Consider the following 23,157-nt stretch of genomic DNA (forward strand, 5'->3'; position numbering starts at 1 on the left):
GAGATTAAAAATGAAAAAGAAATTATTGTTTGTTTGTTTGTTCGCATTTATGGCTATTGCAGCAAGTGCTCAGAAAATAGCTCTTATAGACATGGACTATATACTAAAGAATATTCCATCATATGAAAGGGCTAACGAACAATTAAATCAGGTGTCTAAAAAATGGCAGGCAGAAGTGGATGCTATAAATGCACAGTCACAGACGCTATATAAGAACTATCAGAACGAGGTGGTCTTCCTGTCGCAAGAACAGAAACAAAAAAGACAGGATGCTATTGTAGCCAAGGAAAAAGAAGCCAGTGAACTAAAGAAAAAATACTTTGGCCCCGAGGGAGAACTATTTAAGAAACGAGAGAGTCTGATGGCACCTATACAAGATGAAATATACAATGCCGTAAAAGAGATTTCAGATTTCAGAGGTTATTCACTTGTACTGGATAGAGCCTCTAACAGCGGTATTATTTTTGGTTCACCCAAAATCGATATTAGCAACGAAGTATTATCTAAGTTGGGTTACACAGGACAATAACACAATAATAAGAATAATTAATAATCAATTTAATATTAAACGCAAAAATGAAAAAGTTAGTTTTAATGTTTTTTATGTTCGCACCTCTGACAATGTTTGCTCAGAAATTTGGACACGTAGATCTTGAGTCAGTCATGAAAGCTATGCCTGAGTATGCAAAGGCAACATCTGATCTTCAGGCTCTTCAGAAGCAGTACACAGACGAACTAAAGTCTATGGAAGATGAGATAACAAAAAAGGGTGACGAATATCAGAAAGCTGAACAGGCAGATCCTAAGATGCCTGAGAATATAAAGAAAAGACATACTGAAGATGTTCAGCAGTTGTATCAGAAATACCAGCAGGCTCAGCAGGACGATGCACAGGCATTCCAAAAGGCTCAGCAGGAGAAGATGGCTCCCGTACAGGCAAAGATGCTTGACGCTATCAAAGCTGTTGGTCAGACAGGTGGATATGTGTACATCATGCAGTCAGGTTCTCTACCATTCATAAGCACAACATTGAGCAAAGATGTTACAGCTGAAGTTAAGGTAAAACTTGGTATTAAGTAGAATTTAGCATTTATGCTCCTTTAGGAGTAAAACTCTAATAAAATATCAGAGTATGTCATCCGTAAACTATTTTATTGATGACATGCTCTTTTAGTCTTTAAATAAGAATACTCAAATAAATTATATAGTATCGATAATGAAAAAAACAATTCTATCTATATTAATATTATTACTTCCTTTAATGGCTGCTGCACAGACTCTTAAGTTTGGCTTCTTGAGTTATGATGCGGCCTTTAAGTCGATGCCAGGCTATTCTATAGCGATGAAGAATATCAGTGATCTCAAGACTAAATACGAAGCTGAGACCAAGCGTGCCACTGATGAGTTTAATAAGAAATATGAAGATTTCCTTGATGGGCAGAAAGATTTTCCACCGACAATTCTACAGAAGCGTCAGGCAGAACTGCAGGAACTCATGGATAAGAATATAGCTTTCAAAGAAGAGTCAAAACGATTGCTTGAACAAGCAGAAAATGACGCATATGCGCCACTTCAAGACCAACTGAATACTATCTTGCAGGCAATTGGGAAAGAGCGTGGTTACGCTTTTATAATCAATACAGACAACAACTCTTGTCCTTATATAGATACTACATTAGGAGAAGATATCAGTACAATTGTAAAAGACAGGTTAAAATGAAATTATCTCAAGAACCAGGGCCAATAGGTGTTTTCGATTCTGGCTATGGAGGACTGACAATACTACATCAAATGCGTCAGATTCTTCCTCAATATGATTATCTATATTTAGGTGATAATGCCCGTGCACCGTATGGTACAAGGTCTTTTGATATTGTCTATCAATTTACCCGCGAGGCCGTAATGAAGCTTTTCGAGATGGGCTGTCATCTTGTTATCTTGGGTTGCAACACCGCATCTGCAAAGGCTTTGCGAACTATCCAGCAGAATGATTTGCCTAAGATAGATCAGGATCGTCGCGTGCTTGGAATAATACGTCCTACGGCTGAGTGTATCGGTAAGATAACAAATAGTCGCCATGTTGGTATTGTAGCGACACCGGGTACTATAAAGAGCAATAGTTATCCTCTTGAGATAAATAAGTTCTATCCGGACGTAAAGGTTACAGGTGAAGCTTGTCCTATGTGGGTTCCTTTGGTAGAAAACTATGAATTTGATAGTCCGGGAGCGGATTATTTTGTTGAGAAGCGCATTAATAATCTGATGAGGAAAGATCCTGAAATAGACGCTATAATATTAGGATGTACTCATTATCCTCTGTTACTTAACAAGATCATCAAGTACGTTCCAAAATGTGTACAGGTAATAACTCAAGGAGAATACGTGGCAAATAGTCTGAAAGATTATTTCATGCGTCATCCTGCAATGGAGGAAAAATGCACTAAAGCCGGAACATGCCGTTATCTTACTACAGAAAGTCCCGAGAAATTTAAGGAATCTGCACAAGTATTCCTACACAAAAGCATTGAGGTTGATAAAGTCAATCTTGACTAAGCAACCTCTTGCTTAGGTATCTTACAGGATACCATACAGATATATATCCTACAATTACGACTGTACCGAATATTACAAGGATATCTATCGGGTGAACGCTTACCGGATATGCATCAACAACGAAACTTCCACTTGATTCTCCAAGTGACACAAGTCCATAAGTCTGTTGTAGCCAACAAAGCAATAATCCTATGCCTATGCCTATTATAGCTCCTATTGTAGATATCATTCTGCCCTCAAACAAGAATACTCTTATTATCTGATGGTCTGTAGCACCTAGATTTCTTAGTGTTACAACATCATCCTTTTTATCGATGATGAGCATTGATAGACTTCCTATAATATTAAAGCATGCCACCATTAAAATGAATGTGAGAAATATATATGCTATAAATTTCTCTATCTTCATTATCTTGAAAGTGTCTTCCTGTTGCTCATAACGATCAAGTACACTGTATTTTTTGCCGGCAATCTGCTGCATTTCACTTTTCACTGCATCAAAGTCAGAGCCGGGTTTAAGTCTCAACTCAAGCGATGTAAGCATTCCCTGCTGTCCAAATAGGTTACGGGCGAAAGCTATAGGGGTTATGATATAATTCTTATCATATTTTGCTTGTTTTACTGTGAATAGTACCCCCGGAGAATACAATTCATCCTCAACGAATCCATCTGTTGGGTTTGACAGATCGAGTTGTCCATCACGCTTAGGAGCATATATCTTAAGCGCATCCTTAAATTGTGCGCCTGTACCTAAATCTTCGGCCAAGCGTATACCTAGTACACCATAATTGAGGTCGGCTGCATGCAACTCAAATCTTCCGTCACCATACAGAATGTCATTGATATGAGTAAGATCCGAGAAATTATCATCTACACCTTTTATTGTTACCATAGCCTGTCTGTCTCCGTATACAGCCAAAGCTTGATCTTCTACACTCTCAGTTGCCACATCAACATCCGGTAGATGGCGAATCTTTGTAAGTATGGGATCATCAGATGGAGCACTCTTACCTTGCACAGGCATTACTTTCAGTTGCGGGTCGAAACTTGTAAAGAATGATGCAACAAGGTCTTCAAAACCATTGAACACACTTAAAGTAACAACTAGTGCCATAGTGGCAACAGCTACACCTACGACAGATATGCCGCTGATGATATTGATAACATGAGTGCTCTTTCTTGAGAACAGATAACGTCGTGCAATGTAAAACGGGAAATTCATTATTTGCCTTCTTATTTTTCGTCTTCTTTAAGCAGACTATCTATATGTTCTATATAATCAAGAGAGTCGTCGACGAAGAATCTTAGTTCTGGTATTATGCGTAGTTGATGGCGAACGCGAGTGCCGAGTTCATAACGTATTGTCTTCTCATTGGCAGTGACATTCTTAAGAATTTCATCACTTTTTTCGGATGGGAAAATACTTAAATAAGCAGTGCATATACTCAGGTCAGGACTGATGCGGACGCGTGTAACTGAAACCATCACACCGTGCATCATACGAGTTTGTGACTGGAATATGACGCTCAATTCTTTTTGCAGCAGTCTTGATATTTTGTTTTGTCTTGTTTCTTGCATAATGTATTTCTTTTATTTAATGCAAAAATACATCTATTTTTTTAATTCAGCAAAGAAAGGACTGTTTTTGTTGTTAAAAAGAACATGTTGAGGTTTAGGTTCTTGGTATAATTGACGTGAGCTCAATATAATTTATAATAAAGGATTTAATATCACAAACTCATCGTAATACTTACAGTATAATAGTGTTCTTCACAAGCAATCTACTATCATGTATATAAGTTGCATGCTGTTCGGATATCCTATCTTATACTACAACCTCAACATTCAAAAGATAAAGTTAAAGGACGACTCATTAGACAGCCTCTCTGCTATATTGGCCGATACAAATATAGAGCGAATCTATCATTATCAAATGCAAGTATTTGTGTTTTTCTTAATTCAATATTATACTTTACAAAAAAAAATAAAAGTGAATTTTCACTTCCACTGGTATGAAATGCTATAAGTTATTGATTTCTAAATGTTTAAATGCGGGGAGGTGAAAATTTTACCTCCCCGTATTCCGCTTTTTTCAGTCATCTTTTGCCATTTTACATCTCTTTGTGGTGCAAATATTCTCTTTTTGTACCAAAAATAGATAGTGATAAATGTTACTATCTTTATTACAAATTCAATGGAGTCAATAAAAGTGTGCCCTGAAAGTATTGTAATAATATAATCAAACTATATAATATGGAGAAGCATATATTTATTTCTGACAATAAACGTATAAAATGTGAAAGAAAGACATTATATAGTGCCATGAAGCGATAGTTATATACTACTAACTTAACTTGAGTTACATGCCAATTCAATTTAGATTGGTTACCAATTCAAGTTAAGTTGGTATGCAATTCAATTTAAATTAACTGCTAGAAGTATAACGGGGAGGTGAAAATTTCACATCCCCGGATATAAAATACTAATAATAAATGAGTTGCAAAGAAAACACCTCAGGGAGGTGAAAATAAAAAAGTATTCAGAATAAAAATAATCTTATGTAGAAATAACATTAAGTAGAGCAAATAGTATAAAAAGATTACTTCTTTCTGATGAGTGTAAGTCCATCGCGTAGAGGCAGTATAACTCTTTCTACACGATTATCGCGGGCTACGTAGTCATTGAAATCTTCAATCCCTTTAGTCTGTCCATCGCTACTTTTTGGTACTTCCAATACATGACCGTCCCATAATGTGTTGTCGGCAAGCAAGAAACCACCTTTCCTTATTATCCTTAGGGCCATCTCATATGTTGCAAGGTATGTACGCTTGTCGCCGTCTATGAAAGCCATATCAAATGTTATGCCTAGTTTCGGCGCTTCGGTTATTGCATCACCTATAATAAAATTTATCTTATCAGCTACTGGTGAACCCTCAATCCATGGACGGGTAAAATCTTCCTGTTCATCGTTAATCTCGAAAGTATAAACTTTGCCTTCATCTTCCAGGCCTTCTGCCATGCATATAGCACTGTATCCGCTGAAAGTGCCCACCTCTAGAATATTCTTAGGGCGTATCATTTCAACAAGCATTTTTAGCAGGCGCCCCTGAAGATGACCGCTTGCCATCCTGCCACGCAAAAGATGAATATTGGTTGCGCGATATAATCTATACAGATAGTCCCCTTCCGGGTCTATGTGCTTAAGAATGTACTTGTCTAGCTGTTCTGATTCGGTCATTATCCAATGTTAGATATTATACCTTCAATAGCCAGACGATACGAATCAAGTCCGAAACCACATATCACACCAAGGCAGGCAGATGAAATCATCGACTTATGGCGGAACTCTTCACGGCTGTGTACATTAGAGATATGCACCTCTACCACAGGACATTTCAGACTTCGGATACAGTCTTGCAGAGCTATGCTGGTATGCGTATATGCTCCTGCATTCAATACAATGCCGTCGTAACTGAAACCAACCTCCTGCATCTTATTGATCAGCTCACCCTCTATGTTGCTCTGATAATATTCTATAGTAATATCCTGATACTTCTTGCGGAGCTCAGGCAGATATGTCTCAAAAGAGTTACTACCATATATTCCAGGTTCGCGTACACCAAGTAAATTTAAATTCGGTCCGTTAACGATAAGTATTTTCATATTCCAGAATAATTTATTATATTTGTTGGCAAAATTAATAAAATAAATGGAAAGTGACAAGAAAAGCGTAACTAATGTGGTAAGAGACTACCGACGGTATCTGAAATTACAACGTAATTATTCGCCTAATACCCTTGACGCATATCTGTGTGACTTGCAGAAATTATCAGATTATCTGCATGGAGAAGGTCTTGATCCACTTGATGTAAAGTTGGAAGACCTCAGACATTTTGCCGCCGGACTGCATGATATCGGTATCCATCCGCGATCTCAGTGCAGGATACTCAGTGGAGTACGCTCATTTTATAAATTTCTGGTATTAGATGGATATTTAAAAGACGATCCGACAGAGTTGTTGGAGTCTCCACAAATAGGAGAACATCTTCCGGAAGTACTATCTACCGAAGAGGTGGACAGAATGGAAGCATGTATAGACCTTTCTGATCCGTTAGGGCATCGTAATAAAGCTATTATAGAAGTCCTTTTTAGTTGTGGACTTCGTGTAAGCGAACTTACCAACTTTAAACTTTCCAACCTTTATGCTGAAGAAAAATTCGTACGTATAACAGGTAAGGGCCGTAAGGAACGCCTTGTGCCAATATCGCAGAGAGCACTAGACGAACTTGACTATTGGTTTCTTGACCGTAATCTTATGGATATCAAACCGGGAGAACAAGATTATGTATTCCTGAATAGACGCGGCTCTCATCTTACACGTACCATGATATTGATAATGATAAAAAAACAAGCTGCTATGGCAGGCATTAAGAAGACAATAAGTCCGCATACCCTAAGGCATTCTTTTGCGACAGTGCTTCTTGAAGGTGGAGCTGACCTTCGTGCCATACAAGCTATGCTTGGACATGAAAGCATAGGAACAACAGAAATATATACACATATAGATACCACAAAGTTAAGAGAAGAGATCTTAAATCATCATCCTCGTAATATAAAATCATCTATTAGGTAGCTTATTGTTATTAATATTCACTTTTTTATCAAAAAATGAAACGTTAATTACCTTAAAAGTATTATCTTTGCGAAAATATTTTCAAAATACACACAAATAAATGAAACTTAAAAATTTACTCCTTCTCATTCTAGTGCTTACCGCAGAAACGGTAATGGCACAGATGACCCTACCTAATGTGCCAGCAGATTCGGCTGTCCGCGTAGGAAAACTATCTAATGGGCTTACCTATTATATTCGTTATAATAACTGGCCGGAACACCGAGCAGACTTCTACATAGCGCAGAAGGTGGGTTCGTTGCAGGAAAATGAAAGTCAGCGTGGACTTGCCCATTTCCTGGAACATATGTGTTTTAATGGTACTAAACATTTCAAGGGTAATGATCTTATAAGATATTGTGAGAGCATTGGTGTACAGTTTGGTGGTGACCTCAATGCATATACATCAATAGATCAGACTGTCTATAACATATCTAATGTTCCTACAACGAGACAAACAGCTGTTGATTCATGTTTGCTTATATTAAGCGACTGGGCCGACGGACTGACTCTTGATCCAAAAGAAATAGACAAGGAGAGAGGTGTAATACATGAGGAATGGCGTATGCGCACAAGTCCTGAAACACGTATGCTTGAGCGTGATCTTCCTAAACTATATCCTAATAGTAAATATGGATTGCGAATGCCTATCGGACTTATGAGCGTTGTTGACAATTTTAAACCGAAAGTCCTTCGTGATTATTATGAGAAATGGTATCGTCCAGACAACCAAGGCATAATAGTAGTAGGTGATGTGGATGTTAATCACGTAGAAGCAGAAATAAAAAAACTTTTTGGAGGTATAAAGTTGCAGGCTAATGCTGCTAAGGTAGTGGATGAAGCTGTTCCTGACAATAACTCTCCAATATTTGTAATAGATAAAGATAAAGAGCAACAGCAGAATAACATACAGTTGATGTTTAAGCATGACGCTGTACCAGATTCTGTAAAAGGTAATTTGGCTTATCTGCTTACCAACTATGTAAAGCAGACAGCTATCACTATGCTTAACGAACGTTTTAATGACTATGCCAATAAACCGGAAAGTCCTTTCGTAGGGGCTCAGGCCTCAGATGATAACTATCTGTTATCTAAGACAAAAGATGCATTCACTATTTATGCCCAACCTAAAGATGGTAAGATTGAAGCCTCTCTTAAATCAATGTTGGCAGAGGCTGACAGAGCTGCTGAATTCGGTTTTACTCCTTCAGAATATGATCGTGCAAAGGCTAATACACTTAGTGGACTTGACAAGATGTATAGCAACCGTGATAAGCGCTACAACTCAGAGTTTTATAATTCGTACAAAGCTAACTTCTTGAGTAAAGAACCTATGCCGTCTATTAATTATTACTATACTACATTGAAGAGTGTTGTACCAATGATTCCTCTGGAAGCAGTAAATGCAGCAATGAAAGAAATGGTATCAAAATCAGATACCAATATGATAGTGTTAAGTTTTAACAACGAGAAAGAGGGCAAAATATACCCTACTGAAGAAGGTCTTAAGAAAGCAATCGCAGAGGCAAGAGCTGAAAAACTTACAGCTTATGTTGATAATGTCAAAAACGAACCACTTATAACAGAAATGCCTAAGAAAGGTTCTATCGTTAAGGAATCAGTAAACAAAAAATTTGATTATAAAGAACTTACATTGTCTAATGGAATAAAAGTTGTACTTAAGAAAACTGACTTTAAGAAAGATCAGGTATCACTTTCAGCAGAAGGCTTTGGCGGTTCATCTCTTTATGAAAAAAATGATTTCAACAACCTGGGAGTGTTTGACGATGTGATAGAAGCAAGTGGACTGGGAAATTTCTCTCATAATGAATTGACCAAAGCTTTAGCCGGAAAGATAGCCGGTGCAACTATGAACATATCAACGCAACACCAGTATATCAATGGCAACTCGACGCCTAAAGATATGGAAACTATGTTCCAACTGGTTTATCTATACTTTACACATATCAATAAAGATCAGGAGTCATTCAATAATCTTATGAATGGATATGAGATATCCCTCAAAAATAGAGCATTGGATCCTGATAAGGCTTTCGGAGACTCTCTTACGGATACAAGATATATGCATAATCCACGTTTCAAAGCAATGAAATTGGATGATCTTAAGAACATAAACTATGATCGTATATTGGACATCGCTAAACAACTTACGACTAATGCAGGTGCATATACATTCTCTATAATTGGTAACTTCGATGAAGATTCGATTCGTCCTTTGTTAGAAGAGTATATAGCTTCTTTACCAGTTCAGAAGAATATTGTTAAGGGACATAAAGTTAACTATACCGCAGACGGAGTTGTGGTAAATAAATTCTATCGCAAGATGGAGATGCCTAAGGCACAGGCAGTTATGATATGGAAGAATGATAAAATGCCATACACACTAGAGAATAGTGTTAAAGCAGATATTGCAGGCCAGATATTGAACATGGTATATCTCAAGAAAATAAGAGAAGATGCCAGTGCTGCTTATTCAGTTGGTGCCGGTGGCAATGTAAGTCACTCAGATGATGGTTATACAGAATCACTTATCTATGCAAGTTGCCCAATGAAACCGGAAAAGAGTGATTTAGCCCTTTCTATTCTGCGTTCTGAAGTCACTACATTATCAAGTAAATGTGATCCGGCTATGCTTTCTAAAGTGAAAGAGTTTATGCTGAAAAACGCAGATGATGCGGTAAAGACTAACAACTATTGGCTTGGTGTAATAGACAATTTCAGAAAATACGGATTAGATTTCCATACAGAATACAAAAATGTGATAAAGGCCCAAACCCCAGAAAGCATAAGTATTTTTGTGAAAAATTTCTTGAAAGAAAATAATAGAATGGAAGTAATAATGTTACCACAAAAGTAATACTATCTTCTAGATTACATTAAGCAGCCTGTTCCATCATCTCGTGGAAACAGGCTGCTTTTTATATGAAATAATATGAAACTTCGTTTTTTATTTTGTAGTATGGGCAACTTGCATTATCTTTGCAGATTAAAATAAATATAAAAAATATGGCATATCTATTTTCATCAGAATCAGTATCTGAAGGGCATCCTGATAAGGTTGCTGATCAGATATCAGACGCAATACTAGATCAGTTCTTGGCTTATGACGACAAAGCCAGAGTAGCTGTAGAAACACTTGTCACAACAGGACAGGTCGTTATAGCCGGAGAGGTACACAGCGATACTTATATTGACTTACAGAATGTAGCACGCAATACGATAAGAAAAATCGGATATAATAAGTCGGAATATCAATTCGACGGTGACTCTTGTGGTATACTTAATGCCATACATGAGCAGAGCGACGACATCAACCGTGGCGTAGATAATGGTACAGATATAAATCAAGGTGCCGGAGACCAGGGTATGATGTTTGGATATGCTATCAATGAGACAGAAAACTATATGCCAGTGTCTTTAGATTTGGCACATCTTATAATGCATACACTGGCTGATATAAGAAAAGAAGGAAACGTTATGACCTACCTACGTCCTGATTCAAAATCTCAGGTAACGATAGAATATAATGATAACGGTACTCCTGAGAGAGTAGACACAATTGTTGTATCTACACAGCATGATGAGTTTGATGAGGATGAGACAATGCTTGCCAAAATACGTGAGGATGTTATTAATATTCTTATACCGAGAGTAAAAGAGCAGATAAACAGTAATAAGGTTCTTGATCTGTTCGATAACAACATCAAATATTTCGTAAATCCTACCGGTAAATTTGTTATAGGTGGCCCTCATGGAGATACAGGCCTTACAGGACGTAAGATCATTGTAGATACTTATGGAGGAAAAGGTGCTCATGGAGGAGGTTCCTTTAGTGGTAAAGATTCAAGCAAAGTAGATCGTTCTGCTGCATATGCATCACGGTATATCGCTAAGAATATGGTCGCAGCCGGAGTGGCCGACGAAATGCTTGTACAGGTAAGTTATGCAATAGGTGTAGCCTGCCCTGTAAATATATATGTTAATACTTATGGTCGCAGTCATGTAGCTTTAAGCGATAGCGAGATAGCAAATAAAATATCAAAGTTGTTTGATATGCGTCCTAAGGCAATAGAAAAGAAACTGAAGCTTCGTCAACCTATATTCAGTGAGACTGCATCTTATGGGCATATGGGCCGCAAACCTGAAGTAGTAAATAAAACATTTACAAGTCGTTATCATGAAACAAAAACAATTGAAGTAGAATTGTTTACATGGGAAAAACTTGATAGCGTAGATATGATAAGAAAGGAATTTGGATTGTAATCATGCTGTTTCAACAGTCAGATTCTTTAAATAATGCATCAACTATTTCGGTACCTGAAGAGACAGAACATCATGTATCGAAGCCACAACATCCTTATCAGGTGTTGCGGCAGCTCCCTGCCGATGCTACGCCTGCTCAGCAGGATTCAGCTATACAGGCTGTATTTCAACCTAAAGAAGTACATTATAGCAGTAGGCCAGATACATTACACCTTCCTGGACAGGATGCGGGGAAAGGTCTGAATGATGTAACATTGCCAAAATATTATAAGGAAAGCTTTTTCTCTAGAGATTCATTATTTCATCCCGAACTAAGTGGAGGCCGCTATGGGGTTGCAGGTGATCCTGTGCCATATAGTATACATGGTGATAATTTTGTTACAGGAATGCTTTTGGGATGTTTTATATTGGCTCTTATTGCATTCTCACAGTCACGTTCTTTCCTCTTTCGGCAAGCGAAAGAATTTTTTTACACAAAGCGTAGCGGTACTACCGAGGTAAGTGAAACGTCTGCAGAATTGAGATTCCAATTTTTCTTGGTGTTACAGACATGTCTTTTACTTGCATTGTTATACTTTTTTTATACTACGATATACATCGCAGATACATTCGTGTTGTCATCACAATATCAGCTAATAGCAATATATTTTGGAATAATAGCGTCATATTTTTTGGTAAAGACAATACTCTACACATTAGTAAATAATGTATTCTTTGATAATAAAAAAAATGTACAATGGCTAAAAGCTCAAATCTTTTTAACATCAGCAGAAGGAGTGGCTTTATTCCCATTTGTTATGTTACATGCTTATTTTGATTTGTCTATTAAAAATACCCTCATTTACTTCGCTATTGTCGTTATATTCGTTAAATTGTTGTCTTTTTATAAGTGTTATAGTATATTTTTTAGAAAAATTGGCGCTTTTTTGCAAATAATTTTGTACTTTTGTGCCCTCGAAATAACACCTCTGATAGCCCTATTGGTATCATTGGTTATGACAGGCAATTATTTGAAAATAAATTTTTAGGACACCGATGATTAAGAAGATTTTAGTTTCTCAGCCTAAACCGGCAAGTGAAAAGTCACCGTACTTTGATATTGCATCAAAGTATGGCGTTGAACTAGTTTTTCGTCCTTTTATAAAGGTTGAAGGCATATCTGCTAAGGAATTCCGTCTGCAGCGTATTAATATCTTAGATTTTAGTGCAATTGTATTCACATCTCGCCATGCGGTAGATAACTTCTTCAAACTTGCTAAAGAACTACGCATTACTATTTCGGAAGAAATGAAGTATTTCTGTGTTACAGAGACAGTAGCTTTATATATACAGAAATACGTGCAGTATCGTAAACGAAAAGTGTTTTTTGGAACAGTAGGCAAAATCGCGGATCTTGTGCCTACAATGTTAAAACATAAAACAGAGAAATTCCTTGTACCACTAAGTGATGTTCACGATAATAGTGTAGCAGAACTTTTGGATTCTAAAAAACTTCTTCACGCAGAATGTGTAATGTATCGTACTGTAAGCAATGACTTCTCTGAAGATGAGATAAAGTCTTTTGATTATGATATGCTGATATTCTTCAGCCCTTCGGGGGTGCAGTCTCTCGTGAAGAATTTCCCTAATTTTAAACAAGGTAAGATTGCTATTGGCACTTTTGGTCCTACTACGGCTAAGGCTGTCACCGACTCTAACTTGCGTTTGGATTTGCAGGCTCCATCTAAGGAATTCACTTCTATGACAGGCGCTTTGGAACACTTTCTTGAAGAACATAAATAAATATTAAGACCGCCTTGGTTGCTCTAACACTTAAAAAAAAAGAACGAATAAGCAGAAGATCTTTAATAGAGAAACTTTTCACGGGCGGCTGTAGCCGTTCAATGTCAATTTTCCCTCTTAGAGCAGTCTATACATTTGTGGATAGAGATGACGAGGGGGTAGCGGTACAGATATTGGTGAGTGTCTCTAAGCGGCACTTTAAGCGCGCAGTAAAGCGCAATAGGGTAAAAAGGCAGATTAGAGAATCTTTTAGGCTCAATAAAACTATTTTGTCTGATGCAATGCCTGGACATGAAGGTAAGACACTGGAAATAGCTTTTATATGGCTTGCCGACAAGTTATATAGTTCTGAAGAGATAGAAAGTAGGATGGTGGCGCTTCTACATAGGATTAATGAGAAATCATGAACGTATTGAAGAATATATATCGCCTGATATCACATTTAATAGTGTTGGTGTTATGTATACCGATATTTTTCTACCAACGCTGTATCAGTCCATTTACACCTTCTTCATGTAGGTTTACACCCACATGTTCTCAGTATGCAGTAGAAGCCTTGCGCAAACATGGTCCAATAAAAGGATTAGCATTGGCTATATGGAGAATATTAAGATGTAATCCATGGGGTGGAAGCGGATATGATCCTGTACCTTGAGAATCTTTTAGATATAAATAATAATACAAAATAAATCATTCGATGAATAAGAACTTTGTTGAAGAATTAAAATGGCGTGGAATGCTTAGTCAGATTATGCCAGGTACTGAAGAACTTCTTCAAAAAGAGATGGTAACAGCATATCTTGGAACTGACCCAACGGCAGACTCATTACATATCGGTCACCTTTGTGGCATAATGATGTTGAGCCATTTGCAGCGTTGTGGTCATAAACCTCTTGCATTAGTAGGTGGAGCTACAGGTATGATTGGTGATCCTTCCGGTAAAAGTCTTGAGCGTAACCTTCTTGATGAGAACACTCTACGTCATAATCAGGAATGCATCAAAAAGCAATTGGCTAAATTTCTTGATTTCGAGAGTGATGCTCCTAATAAAGCTGAATTGGTAAACAATTACGACTGGATGAAAGATATGACATTTCTTGATTTCGTTCGTAATATAGGTAAGCATATCACGGTCAACTATATGATGGCCAAAGAGAGCGTTCAACAGCGTCTTAATGGTGAAGCCCGTGACGGACTTTCTTTCACAGAATTCACATATCAGTTGCTTCAGGGTTATGATTTCCTTCATTTGTATCAGGCTAAGGGTTGCAAGTTGCAAATGGGTGGTAATGATCAGTGGGGTAATATGACTACAGGTACGGAACTTATACGCCGTACACTTGGTAGCGAAACTGAAGCATATGCACTTACTTGTCCTCTTATAACGAAGGCAGACGGAAAAAAATTCGGTAAAACTGAGAGTGGCAATATATGGCTGGATCCAAAACGTACAACACCATATAAGTTCTACCAGTTCTGGCTCAATGTGAGCGATGATGATGCCGAACGTTATATAAAGATATTCACAGATCTTGATAAAGACACTATTGATACACTAGTAGACGAACATAAGCAAGATCCAGGTTGTCGTGTACTGCAGAAACGTCTTGCTAAGGAAGTAACAGTAATGGTACATTCTGAGGAAGATTATAATACTGCAGTTGAGGCTTCAAATATCCTTTTTGGTAAAGGAACAAAAGAAACACTGCAGAAGTTTGATGAAGACACATTGCTAAGTATCTTTGAGGGAGTGCCGCATTATGACATTAGTAAAGATGCCCTTGGCCAACCCGCAGTAGATATATTCACACAGAATGCACCTGTATTTGCCAGCAAAGGAGAAATGCGTAAACTGGTACAGGGTGGTGGAGTATCACTCAATAAAGAGAAACTACAATCTTTCGATAGTGTAATTACAGCCGAAGATTTGATAGACGGAAAGTATTTGTTGGTTCAGCGTGGTAAGAAGAATTACTACCTATTAACAGTAAAATAAAAAAAACGGTGCAAAAATTTGGTAATAGTTAAAAAAACTACTACCTTTGCACCCGTTATTGTCCCATGGTGTAATGGTAGCACTACAGTTTTTGGTTCTGTCAGTGGTGGTTCGAATCCGCCTAGGACAACAATAAGAGAGAATTGAGAAGATATCTTGATTCTCTTTTTTTTTATACAATGAACAAGTTTCGGATCTTATTTTAAGTATTCTTCAATAAAGAAACGGATAAATAATATACGATATTCATAAAAAAATTGTATCTTTGCGGCAAAACAAATTAAAAAATAACATCTTAATTATGAAAACAAATTATGAAATACGCTACGCTGCCCATCCTGAGGACGCGAAGAGCTATGACACAAAAAGAATCCGTCGCGATTTCTTGATCGAAAAAGTATTTGCTGCTGATGAGGTAAATATGGTATATTCTATGTACGATCGTATGATTGTAGGTGGAGCAATGCCTGTTAGTGAATCACTGAAATTAGAGGCAATCGATCCTATTAAGTCTGAATACTTCACTTCTCATCGTGAAATGGGTATCTATAACGTAGGTGCCGGAACCGGAATAGTTAAGGTTGGAGATGAAACATTCGAATTAGATTTTAAAGAGGCTCTTTATGTAGGCCGTGGTGACCGTGAAGTAGTATTTTCAAGCAAAGATGCATCTAAACCTGCTAAATTCTATTTCAACAGTGTAACAGCTCATAAAGAGTATCCATGTAAGAAAGTAACAAAGAAAGATGCTGTTGTGGCTCATATGGGAGCTCTTGAAACAAGCAATGAACGTAATATTAATAAGATGATTGTAACACAGGTATTGCCTACATGCCAGATACAGATGGGAATGACAGAATTGGCTCCCGGAAGCGTTTGGAATACAATGCCTGCCCATGTACATTCACGCCGTATGGAGGCTTATTTCTACTTTGAAGTACCTGAAGATCAGGCAGTATGCCACTTTATGGGTCAGATAGATGAGACACGTCATATATGGATGAAGGGAGACCAGGCTGTTCTATCTCCTGAATGGAGTATCCACTCTGCAGCAGCTACACACAATTATACATTCATATGGGGTATGGGAGGTGAAAACCTTGATTATGGAGATCAGGACTTCTCTGAGATTACAGATCTTAAATAACTATTATTTATAATATTATAATTGAGGATAAATGATGGATACATTTTCAAAGAATTTCTCTCTTGAAGGTAAAGTGGCCCTCGTAACCGGAGCTGCTTATGGTATTGGTTTTGCAATAGCGGAAGCTTATGCTAAAGCTGGGGCTAAAATAGTTTTCAACTGTCGTAGTCAGAAACACCTTGATCAGGCTTTGGCTGATTATAAAGCAAAGAATATTGATGCTAAAGGATATATTTGTGATGTTACTAACGAAAAAGAAGTAAATGCAATGATTGCCGATATCGAAAAGGAAGTCGGCGTAATAGATATCCTTGTTAACAATGCCGGAATAATCAAACGCATCCCTATGACAGAGATGAGTGTTGAGGATTTCAGACAGGTAGTAGATATAGACCTTAATGCACCTTTTATTGTATCAAAGGCTGTAATTCCGGGTATGAAGAAGAAGGGCCATGGCAAAATTATAAATATTTGCTCTATGATGAGTGAACTGGGTCGCGAAACAGTCTCTGCTTATGCAGCAGCAAAGGGAGGACTTAAGATGTTGACTCGCAATATTTGTTCAGAGTTTGGTGAATTTAATATTCAGTGCAATGGAATAGGCCCAGGCTATATAGCAACACCACAGACAGCACCATTACGTGAGCGTCAGGCAGATGGTAGTCGCCATCCATTCGATAGTTTTATCGTATCCAAAACACCTGCAGCACGTTGGGGTACACCTGAGGATTTGATGGGACCGGCTGTGTTCCTTGCATCAGATGCATCTGATTTCGTCAACGGACATATATTGTATGTTGATGGCGGTATACTTGCTTATATTGGCAAACAACCTTGATTGTTTTTAAGGTTAAAATATAAAATAGATGCCAGGCTGAGTCTGACATCTATTTTTTTTATATTATAATTAAATTGTTTACATGATAAGTTTGTATTATGACATATATACAATAAATAAGGGGGCACACCATATTGGTTATGTCCCCTTATCTTTTAAGCAGTGGGCTTGTTTGCCCATTTTTCTTTACAGAAATTAGTTCAGCTCGTTTGTTAATTCTGCACCAGCTTTAAATTTAGCTACTTTTTTAGCAGCAATTTGTATTTTCTGTTTTGTTGCAGGGTTAATGCCTTCACGGGCTGGGCGCTCGTTTACACTGAATGTACCGAAACCAACCAATGCTATTTTATCACCTTTAACTAAAGCCTCTTTAAGAGCTTTTACTGTAGCGTCCAAAGCCTTCTTTGAATCGCCTTTAGAAAGACCTGATGCAGCTGCGATCTGATCAATTAATTCTGACTTATTCATAAAACTGATTTATTAATTAGTTAATATATTATTTATAGCCTTATTTTATTCGCAAATATAGGTTAATCATTTCATTTTTCAAACAAAAAATAAAAAAAAGTTGAGAATTTAGTGAAAAAAAGTCTCTATAGAGCACCTTTTGTGCGTTAAAACAGATATTTTTAGTACTTTTGCCGTTGCTATTATATTAAATAAGAAAAAGCATAATGATACGCATACCGACTATAACAAAAAATCTACTTATAATAAACGTTATTGCGTTTATTGCCTCTTTTGTGCTCAAACGTGTAGGTATAGATCTGGATAATATTCTTGGTCTGCATTTCTTCATGGCATCAGATTTTCATCTATATCAGTTGATAACATACATGTTCATGCATGGTGGTATACAGCATATAGTTTTTAATATGTTTGCCCTATGGATGTTTGGTTGCGTAATTGAAAATGTGTGGGGACCAAAGAAATTCCTTTTTTATTACATTTTATGCGGTATCGGGGCCGGCGTTATGCAAGAGATAGCTCAGCTCGTGTCATTTTATTTCATCGCAACAGGAGCTTCTCACGTATCAAGCATATCAGATCTTATACTTATCGGTCAGACAAATGCAAATGCCCTTAATGCTTGGACCACTATTGGTGCATCAGGAGCTGTATATGCTATTCTTCTTGCATTCGGTATGCTATTCCCTGAAGAGAAACTATTCATATTCCCTTTGCCTATTCCTATAAAGGCAAAATGGTTTGTCATCTTTTATGTTGTGATTGAGCTGGTTTCAGCGTTAGCTACACCAGGTGATCAGGTAGCACATTTTGCTCATCTTGGTGGTATGCTTTTCGGATTTATTCTGATACGCTACTGGCAGAAGCACCCTACAATAGGATATAATGGTTATGGGCAGTCTATGGGACATCAGTTCTTTGACCGATTGAAAACCAACTGGGATAATCATACAAAGAAAAAGCCAAAGAATAATTCGGATAAAACCTATAATGCAGATGAAAACAAGGACTGGGAATACAATGCTCGCAAAAAAGTTAAACAAGAAGAAATAGATCGTATCTTGGACAAAGTGAGGCGCAGCGGGTATGACAGTCTAAGTAAAGAAGAGAAGCAAAAACTCTTTGACAGTAGTAGAAACAATAATGCTTAAGAAACTGAAGACGATAACATTACAGATGATAGCAGGTGCTAATATTGCAACGATCATCATAATGTTCTTCTTGGGATTTTCCGATTACGTATATCCGGCCAGTCATCCTTATATAGCTTGCGCAGGTCTGATGTTTCCTTTGTTTTTGTTCTTTAATTTACTGTTCCTTATATTCTGGGTCTTATTCCACTTCAGGGGAGTGTGGATACCTGTGCTGGGATTTATCGTATGCTATGCTTCAATCAGTGTGTATTATCCCATAAACAAGAGCAAAAAGGTTCCTTCTGGAGCAATAAAAATACTTTCTTACAATGTGGAATCTTTTGGTATAGATTCTGTTAATGCTGACGGTACCTATCCTGTCGTTGAGTATATACGCAATAGTGATGCAGATATAGTATGCCTGCAAGAGGATATGGCTGATGAACAGTTGCGTAATAAAATCAACAACAGACTATCACGTTATAAGTATCGTGATATAACCAAAATAGGTGATACAAATGGTATGGGATTTTATAGTCGTTATCCTATAGTTTCGAAAGAGAGAATATTGTATGAATCCAAAAATAATGGTTCAATGGCATATCATTTGAAAATAGGAACCGATACCATTCTTGTTATAAACAACCATTTTGAAAACTGTCATCTGACCCAAGATGATCGCAAGTCATACAAGGAAATATTAAAGGGACAAATGAAAAAAGACACTGCAAAAATAGAATCAAAGAAGTTGATGCAGCGACTTGCACTTTCTGGTGCTATCAGATGTCACCAAGTCGATAAAGTCGTAGAATATATAAAAGCCCATAGCAGAGAAAGTATTATATTGTGTGGAGACTTCAATGACAATCCAATATCCTATTCTCGTAGAATGATAGCTAAAGAACTAACCGACTGTTATGTCAAGACAGGTAATGGTATAGGCATATCTTATAATCGCAGAGGGTTTTATGTAAGAATAGACAATATAATGTGCTCATCAGATTGGACCCCATATAATTGCAAAGTAGATAAAAAAACAAAAGCATCTGATCACTATCCTATCTATTGTTGGATGAAAAAGCACCGTAAACTCTAAAAAATAATGGAAAAACGCTTATAAATTTTCCGTAATGTGAAAAAATGACTATATTTGCAAGTCTTTATGGCAATGAAAAATAATAATTAAATAATATCTAATAAAAAAATGCAAAACAAAGGATTAGTAAAGTTTATCACGCTATTGCTTATTTTGGTGTGTGTCTTCTATCTTTCCTTCTCGTTTGTAACGCGACATTACGAAAGTAAAGCTGCGGCAATGGAAAAAGTTAAGAAAGGCTCAGGCCAGGAATATCTTGATTCATTGAAAAACGAGAAAGTCTACATGGGAGTTTACTCACTTAAACAGTGTGGTGACATGGAAATCGGTCTCGGACTTGATTTGAAGGGCGGTATGAACGTTATTCTTGAGGTTTCAGTACCAGACGTAATCGAAGTTTTGGCAGATCACAAGACTGATGCTGCATTCGTAAAGTCAATGAACGAAGCTAAGGCTGAAGAAGAACAAAGTCATAGTGATTTCATTTCTCTGTTTGTAAGTGCTTATAAACAGAATGCTCCGGGACATCATCTTGCAGAAATTTTTGCTACACAGCAAATGAAGGGTAAAGTTAGTACTTCAAGTTCTAACTCTGAAGTTGAGAGGGCATTGCGCGCAGAGGTTTCTTCTGCAGTAGACAATTCTTACAACGTTGTACGTAACCGTATTGATAAATTCGGTGTAGTTCAGCCTAATATTCAGAAGTTAGAAGGACAGATGGGACGCATCATGGTTGAAATGCCAGGTGTAAAAGAGCCTGAACGTGTTCGTAAATTGCTTCAGGGAAGTGCCAATCTGGAATTTTGGGAGACTTATAATAATCAGGAGATTGCACCATATTTACAGCAGTTGGATTCAAGATTAGCCAATGGAGCTGATACCGCTTCTGCTAAAAAAGATACAGCAAGTGTTGGGGCTTCTTCTGTAAAAACAGGAAATTTGGCAGCTGCACTTAGTGCCAAAGCAGGTGCAAAGAACAAAGCTAAAGAAAATGCTCAGGTCGCTCAGGCTAAGAAGGCGCATCCTTTGTTCTCAATATTCCAACCTTCACAGGGTGAGAGTATGAGTGTAGTAGGTTATGCATCTTTTCGCGATACAGCAGCTATAGACCGAATGATTTATTCTCAGGTAGCAAAACAAGTGTTGCCTTCAGATGTTAAATTACTTTGGAGTGCTAAATCAGCTGAGTTTGACAAGAAGGGTGAAATATTCGAACTTCATGCTATTAAGGTTACAGAATCTTCAGGGCGTGCTCCTCTAGAGGGGAATGTTATCATAAATGCAAAGGATGAGTTTGATAATTTTGGACGTCCATGCGTAAGTATGCAGATGAACCCAGACGGTGCTCGTCGTTGGGCTCAACTTACTAAAGCCAACATAGGCAAAGCTATCGCTATTGTTCTTGATGGTTCTGTATACAGTGCACCACGTGTAAGTGGTGAAATTGATGGTGGTAGCTCTAATATTAGTGGTAACTTTACTATTGAGGATACAAAAGACCTCGCAAATACATTGAAGTCTGGTAAGATGCCGGCTCCTACACGTATTGTTCAAGAGGAAATAGTAGGACCATCGCTTGGTGCTGAATCTATCCAGCAAGGTATTTCTTCATTTGCCATCGCATTTGTACTCTTGATGGTATACATGGTACTTCTTTATGATGTCATACCTGGTATGCTGGCAAATATGGCAATGATGTTCAACCTATTCTTTACTCTTGGAATATTAACGTCTTTTCAGGCGGCGCTTACAATGCCTGGAATTGCCGGTATAGTCCTGTCGTTGAGTATAGCGGTGGATGCGAATGTGCTTATATACGAACGAACAAAAGAGGAACTCCGAGCAGGTAAAAATGCACGAGATGCAATGAAGGCCGGTTATTCCAAAGCTTTCTCTGCTATCTTTGACTCCAACTTTACTTCTATCATAACAGGTGTTATCCTGTATGTATTCGGAACAGGTCCTATACGTGGTTTCGCAACTACATTGATTATCGGTATTTGCTGTTCATTCTTTACAGCTGTCTTCATGACACGTCTTGTATTTGAACATCAGATGAGACACGATAGATGGCTGAATCAGAATTTTGTAACGAAATTCTCTCGTCATATGCTTCAGAATACCAAGATAAACTTTATTGGTTATTATAAAAAGGCATTTTATATCACGGTTGTATTGATAGCAGTATTTATAGCATGTTTCTTTGTTCGTGGATTGAGTAAGAGCATTGATTTTACTGGAGGACGTAACTATGTTGTTAAATTTGATAAAGCGATTGAACCAGAGCAGGTACGCGATGCAATCACTCCATACTTCCCTAATAGTACAGTTGGAGCAATATCTCTTGGCACAGATCATAAGACAATACGTATCTCTACTAACTATAAGATTGAGTCAAACAAATCATCTGTAGATGGTGAGGTTGAGACAATTCTGTTTAAGGCTTTGACAAAATCAAAGATGATTACACAGAAGAGTGTAGATGAATTCAAAAAACCAGATGTTGGACAAGGTGGCTCTATAATCAGTAGTACAAAGGTAGGACCTTCTGTAGCAAAGGACATAACTTATGGCGCTATTGTCAGTGTAATACTGTCATTAATAGCCATCTTCCTTTATATACTTCTTCGTTTCAGAAACATGGCTTATTCTGTAGGTTCTACTATAGCTTTAGCAATAGATACTGTAATCGTAATTGGATTCTATTCAATGCTATGGGGCATTGTGCCATTCTCGCTTGAGATAGACCAAACGTTTATTGGAGCTATTCTTACCATAACAGGTTATTCCGTTATTGATAAGGTCGTTGTTTTTGATCGTGTTCGTGAGATATTCCATTTGCGTGGAAATAAAGGCGATATACATCAAACATTCAATGATGCATTGAATGCTACATTGAGCCGTACCGTTAATACTTCAATGACCGTGTTAATTGTATTGCTCTGTATCTTCTTCTTCGGTGGAGAAAGTATACGTAGCTTCTCGTTCGCTATGGTTATTGGTGTAATATTCGGTACTTTGTCATCAGTATTTGTTGCGGCTCCTATTGCTTACCTTATAATGGAGCGTGAGGCCAAAAATGATAAAGGGCATGAGGCTGAAATGGTTGAGGCTAAAGTTTAATTAAACAGTAGAGTTTGCAACTCTGTAAAAATAAAATAATGGAATGTAACACTCTTATTTATGAG

The 23,157-nt window shown here is 37.5% G+C and carries 22 protein-coding genes and 1 tRNA gene; 18 read left to right on the top strand and 5 right to left on the bottom strand.

Annotated elements, in window-relative coordinates:
• The first annotated feature begins 10 nt into the window (after positions 1-10).
• From XYLOR_RS11385 to murI, 4 genes are all read left to right on the top strand, one after another.
• Positions 11-529, top strand: a complete 519-nt coding sequence (locus XYLOR_RS11385) for an OmpH/Skp family outer membrane protein (protein WP_036879628.1) — start codon at positions 11-13, stop codon at positions 527-529.
• Between the two features lie 47 nt (positions 530-576).
• Positions 577-1,080 carry an OmpH/Skp family outer membrane protein gene (locus XYLOR_RS11390; RefSeq protein ID WP_036879631.1) on the top strand — a complete coding sequence of 168 codons (504 nt, stop codon included), beginning with the start codon at positions 577-579 and terminating at the stop codon, positions 1,078-1,080.
• Between the two features lie 136 nt (positions 1,081-1,216).
• Positions 1,217-1,720 (top strand): OmpH family outer membrane protein, encoded by a 504-nt coding sequence (locus XYLOR_RS11395; protein WP_036879633.1) that lies wholly within the window; start codon positions 1,217-1,219, stop codon positions 1,718-1,720.
• Positions 1,717-2,553, top strand: coding sequence for a glutamate racemase (gene murI / locus XYLOR_RS11400; RefSeq protein WP_036879635.1), 837 nt, complete (start codon positions 1,717-1,719; stop codon positions 2,551-2,553). The genes XYLOR_RS11395 and murI overlap by 4 nt, the downstream gene beginning before the upstream one ends.
• Here the strand turns inward: murI and XYLOR_RS11405 are convergent.
• The 4 genes from XYLOR_RS11405 to aroQ all read right to left on the bottom strand — a co-directional run bounded on the left by XYLOR_RS11405 (position 2,540) and on the right by aroQ (position 6,216).
• Positions 2,540-3,775 (bottom strand): FtsX-like permease family protein, encoded by a 1,236-nt coding sequence (locus XYLOR_RS11405; protein ID WP_036879639.1) that lies wholly within the window; start codon positions 3,773-3,775, stop codon positions 2,540-2,542. The genes murI and XYLOR_RS11405 overlap by 14 nt on opposite strands.
• Before the next feature lie 11 nt (positions 3,776-3,786).
• On the bottom strand, positions 3,787-4,131 hold the full coding sequence (rbfA, locus tag XYLOR_RS11410) for a 30S ribosome-binding factor RbfA (RefSeq protein WP_036879643.1): 345 nt from the start codon (positions 4,129-4,131) through the stop codon (positions 3,787-3,789).
• Between the two features lie 1,021 nt (positions 4,132-5,152).
• A complete protein-coding gene (locus XYLOR_RS11415; RefSeq protein ID WP_036879646.1) occupies positions 5,153-5,791 on the bottom strand; it encodes an O-methyltransferase in 639 nt (212 codons plus the stop codon).
• Positions 5,791-6,216, bottom strand: coding sequence for a type II 3-dehydroquinate dehydratase (gene aroQ, locus XYLOR_RS11420; protein WP_036879647.1), 426 nt, complete (start codon positions 6,214-6,216; stop codon positions 5,791-5,793). The genes XYLOR_RS11415 and aroQ overlap by 1 nt, the downstream gene beginning before the upstream one ends.
• A gap of 46 nt (positions 6,217-6,262) precedes the next feature.
• On the opposite strand from aroQ, the gene XYLOR_RS11425 reads away from it, so the two are divergent.
• The 11 genes from XYLOR_RS11425 (at position 6,263) to XYLOR_RS11475 (ending at position 17,272) form a co-directional block, all read left to right on the top strand.
• Positions 6,263-7,186 (top strand): site-specific tyrosine recombinase, encoded by a 924-nt coding sequence (locus XYLOR_RS11425; RefSeq protein ID WP_036879649.1) that lies wholly within the window; start codon positions 6,263-6,265, stop codon positions 7,184-7,186.
• A gap of 100 nt (positions 7,187-7,286) precedes the next feature.
• Entirely contained in the window at positions 7,287-10,103 is a 2,817-nt protein-coding gene (locus XYLOR_RS11430; protein ID WP_036879653.1) for a M16 family metallopeptidase, read from the top strand.
• A 149-nt stretch (positions 10,104-10,252) separates the two neighbouring features.
• Positions 10,253-11,509, top strand: a complete 1,257-nt coding sequence (gene metK, locus XYLOR_RS11435; protein ID WP_036879656.1) for a methionine adenosyltransferase — start codon at positions 10,253-10,255, stop codon at positions 11,507-11,509.
• Positions 11,510-11,511: 2 nt separating this feature from the next.
• Positions 11,512-12,537, top strand: a complete 1,026-nt coding sequence (locus tag XYLOR_RS11440) for a DUF4271 domain-containing protein (RefSeq protein ID WP_036879658.1) — start codon at positions 11,512-11,514, stop codon at positions 12,535-12,537.
• 7 nt (positions 12,538-12,544) lie between these two features.
• Positions 12,545-13,291: a uroporphyrinogen-III synthase gene (locus XYLOR_RS11445; protein WP_036879661.1), complete on the top strand. Its 747-nt coding sequence runs from the start codon at positions 12,545-12,547 to the stop codon at positions 13,289-13,291.
• 14 nt (positions 13,292-13,305) lie between these two features.
• Positions 13,306-13,698: a ribonuclease P protein component gene (rnpA, locus tag XYLOR_RS11450; protein WP_036879665.1), complete on the top strand. Its 393-nt coding sequence runs from the start codon at positions 13,306-13,308 to the stop codon at positions 13,696-13,698.
• Positions 13,695-13,946: a membrane protein insertion efficiency factor YidD gene (gene yidD / locus XYLOR_RS11455; RefSeq protein ID WP_036879669.1), complete on the top strand. Its 252-nt coding sequence runs from the start codon at positions 13,695-13,697 to the stop codon at positions 13,944-13,946. Before rnpA ends, yidD begins: the two co-directional genes overlap by 4 nt.
• A 42-nt stretch (positions 13,947-13,988) precedes the next feature.
• Positions 13,989-15,287 carry a tyrosine--tRNA ligase gene (tyrS, locus tag XYLOR_RS11460; RefSeq protein WP_036879671.1) on the top strand — a complete coding sequence of 433 codons (1,299 nt, stop codon included), beginning with the start codon at positions 13,989-13,991 and terminating at the stop codon, positions 15,285-15,287.
• A gap of 59 nt (positions 15,288-15,346) precedes the next feature.
• Positions 15,347-15,417 (top strand) — tRNA-Gln (locus XYLOR_RS11465).
• A gap of 171 nt (positions 15,418-15,588) precedes the next feature.
• Entirely contained in the window at positions 15,589-16,434 is an 846-nt protein-coding gene (gene kduI / locus XYLOR_RS11470) for a 5-dehydro-4-deoxy-D-glucuronate isomerase (protein ID WP_036879684.1), read from the top strand.
• A 34-nt stretch (positions 16,435-16,468) separates the two neighbouring features.
• A complete protein-coding gene (locus XYLOR_RS11475; protein ID WP_036881058.1) occupies positions 16,469-17,272 on the top strand; it encodes a gluconate 5-dehydrogenase in 804 nt (267 codons plus the stop codon).
• A gap of 195 nt (positions 17,273-17,467) precedes the next feature.
• Here XYLOR_RS11475 and XYLOR_RS11480 read toward each other — a convergent pair whose 3' ends face one another.
• Positions 17,468-17,740, bottom strand: coding sequence for an HU family DNA-binding protein (locus XYLOR_RS11480; RefSeq protein WP_036879687.1), 273 nt, complete (start codon positions 17,738-17,740; stop codon positions 17,468-17,470).
• 206 nt (positions 17,741-17,946) lie between these two features.
• Between XYLOR_RS11480 and XYLOR_RS11485 the strand changes: the two genes are divergently transcribed.
• From XYLOR_RS11485 to secDF, 3 genes are all read left to right on the top strand, one after another.
• Positions 17,947-18,891, top strand: coding sequence for a rhomboid family intramembrane serine protease (locus XYLOR_RS11485; RefSeq protein WP_036879690.1), 945 nt, complete (start codon positions 17,947-17,949; stop codon positions 18,889-18,891).
• The gene (locus XYLOR_RS11490; protein ID WP_245602008.1) at positions 18,863-19,969 is read left to right on the top strand and encodes an endonuclease/exonuclease/phosphatase family protein; all 1,107 of its coding nucleotides are present in this window, start codon (positions 18,863-18,865) and stop codon (positions 19,967-19,969) included. Before XYLOR_RS11485 ends, XYLOR_RS11490 begins: the two co-directional genes overlap by 29 nt.
• Before the next feature lie 108 nt (positions 19,970-20,077).
• Positions 20,078-23,092: a protein translocase subunit SecDF gene (secDF, locus tag XYLOR_RS11495; protein ID WP_036879698.1), complete on the top strand. Its 3,015-nt coding sequence runs from the start codon at positions 20,078-20,080 to the stop codon at positions 23,090-23,092.
• Positions 23,093-23,157 lie beyond the last annotated feature (65 nt).

Source organism: Xylanibacter oryzae DSM 17970, assembly GCF_000585355.1.
GTDB lineage: Bacteria > Bacteroidota > Bacteroidia > Bacteroidales > Bacteroidaceae > Prevotella > Prevotella oryzae.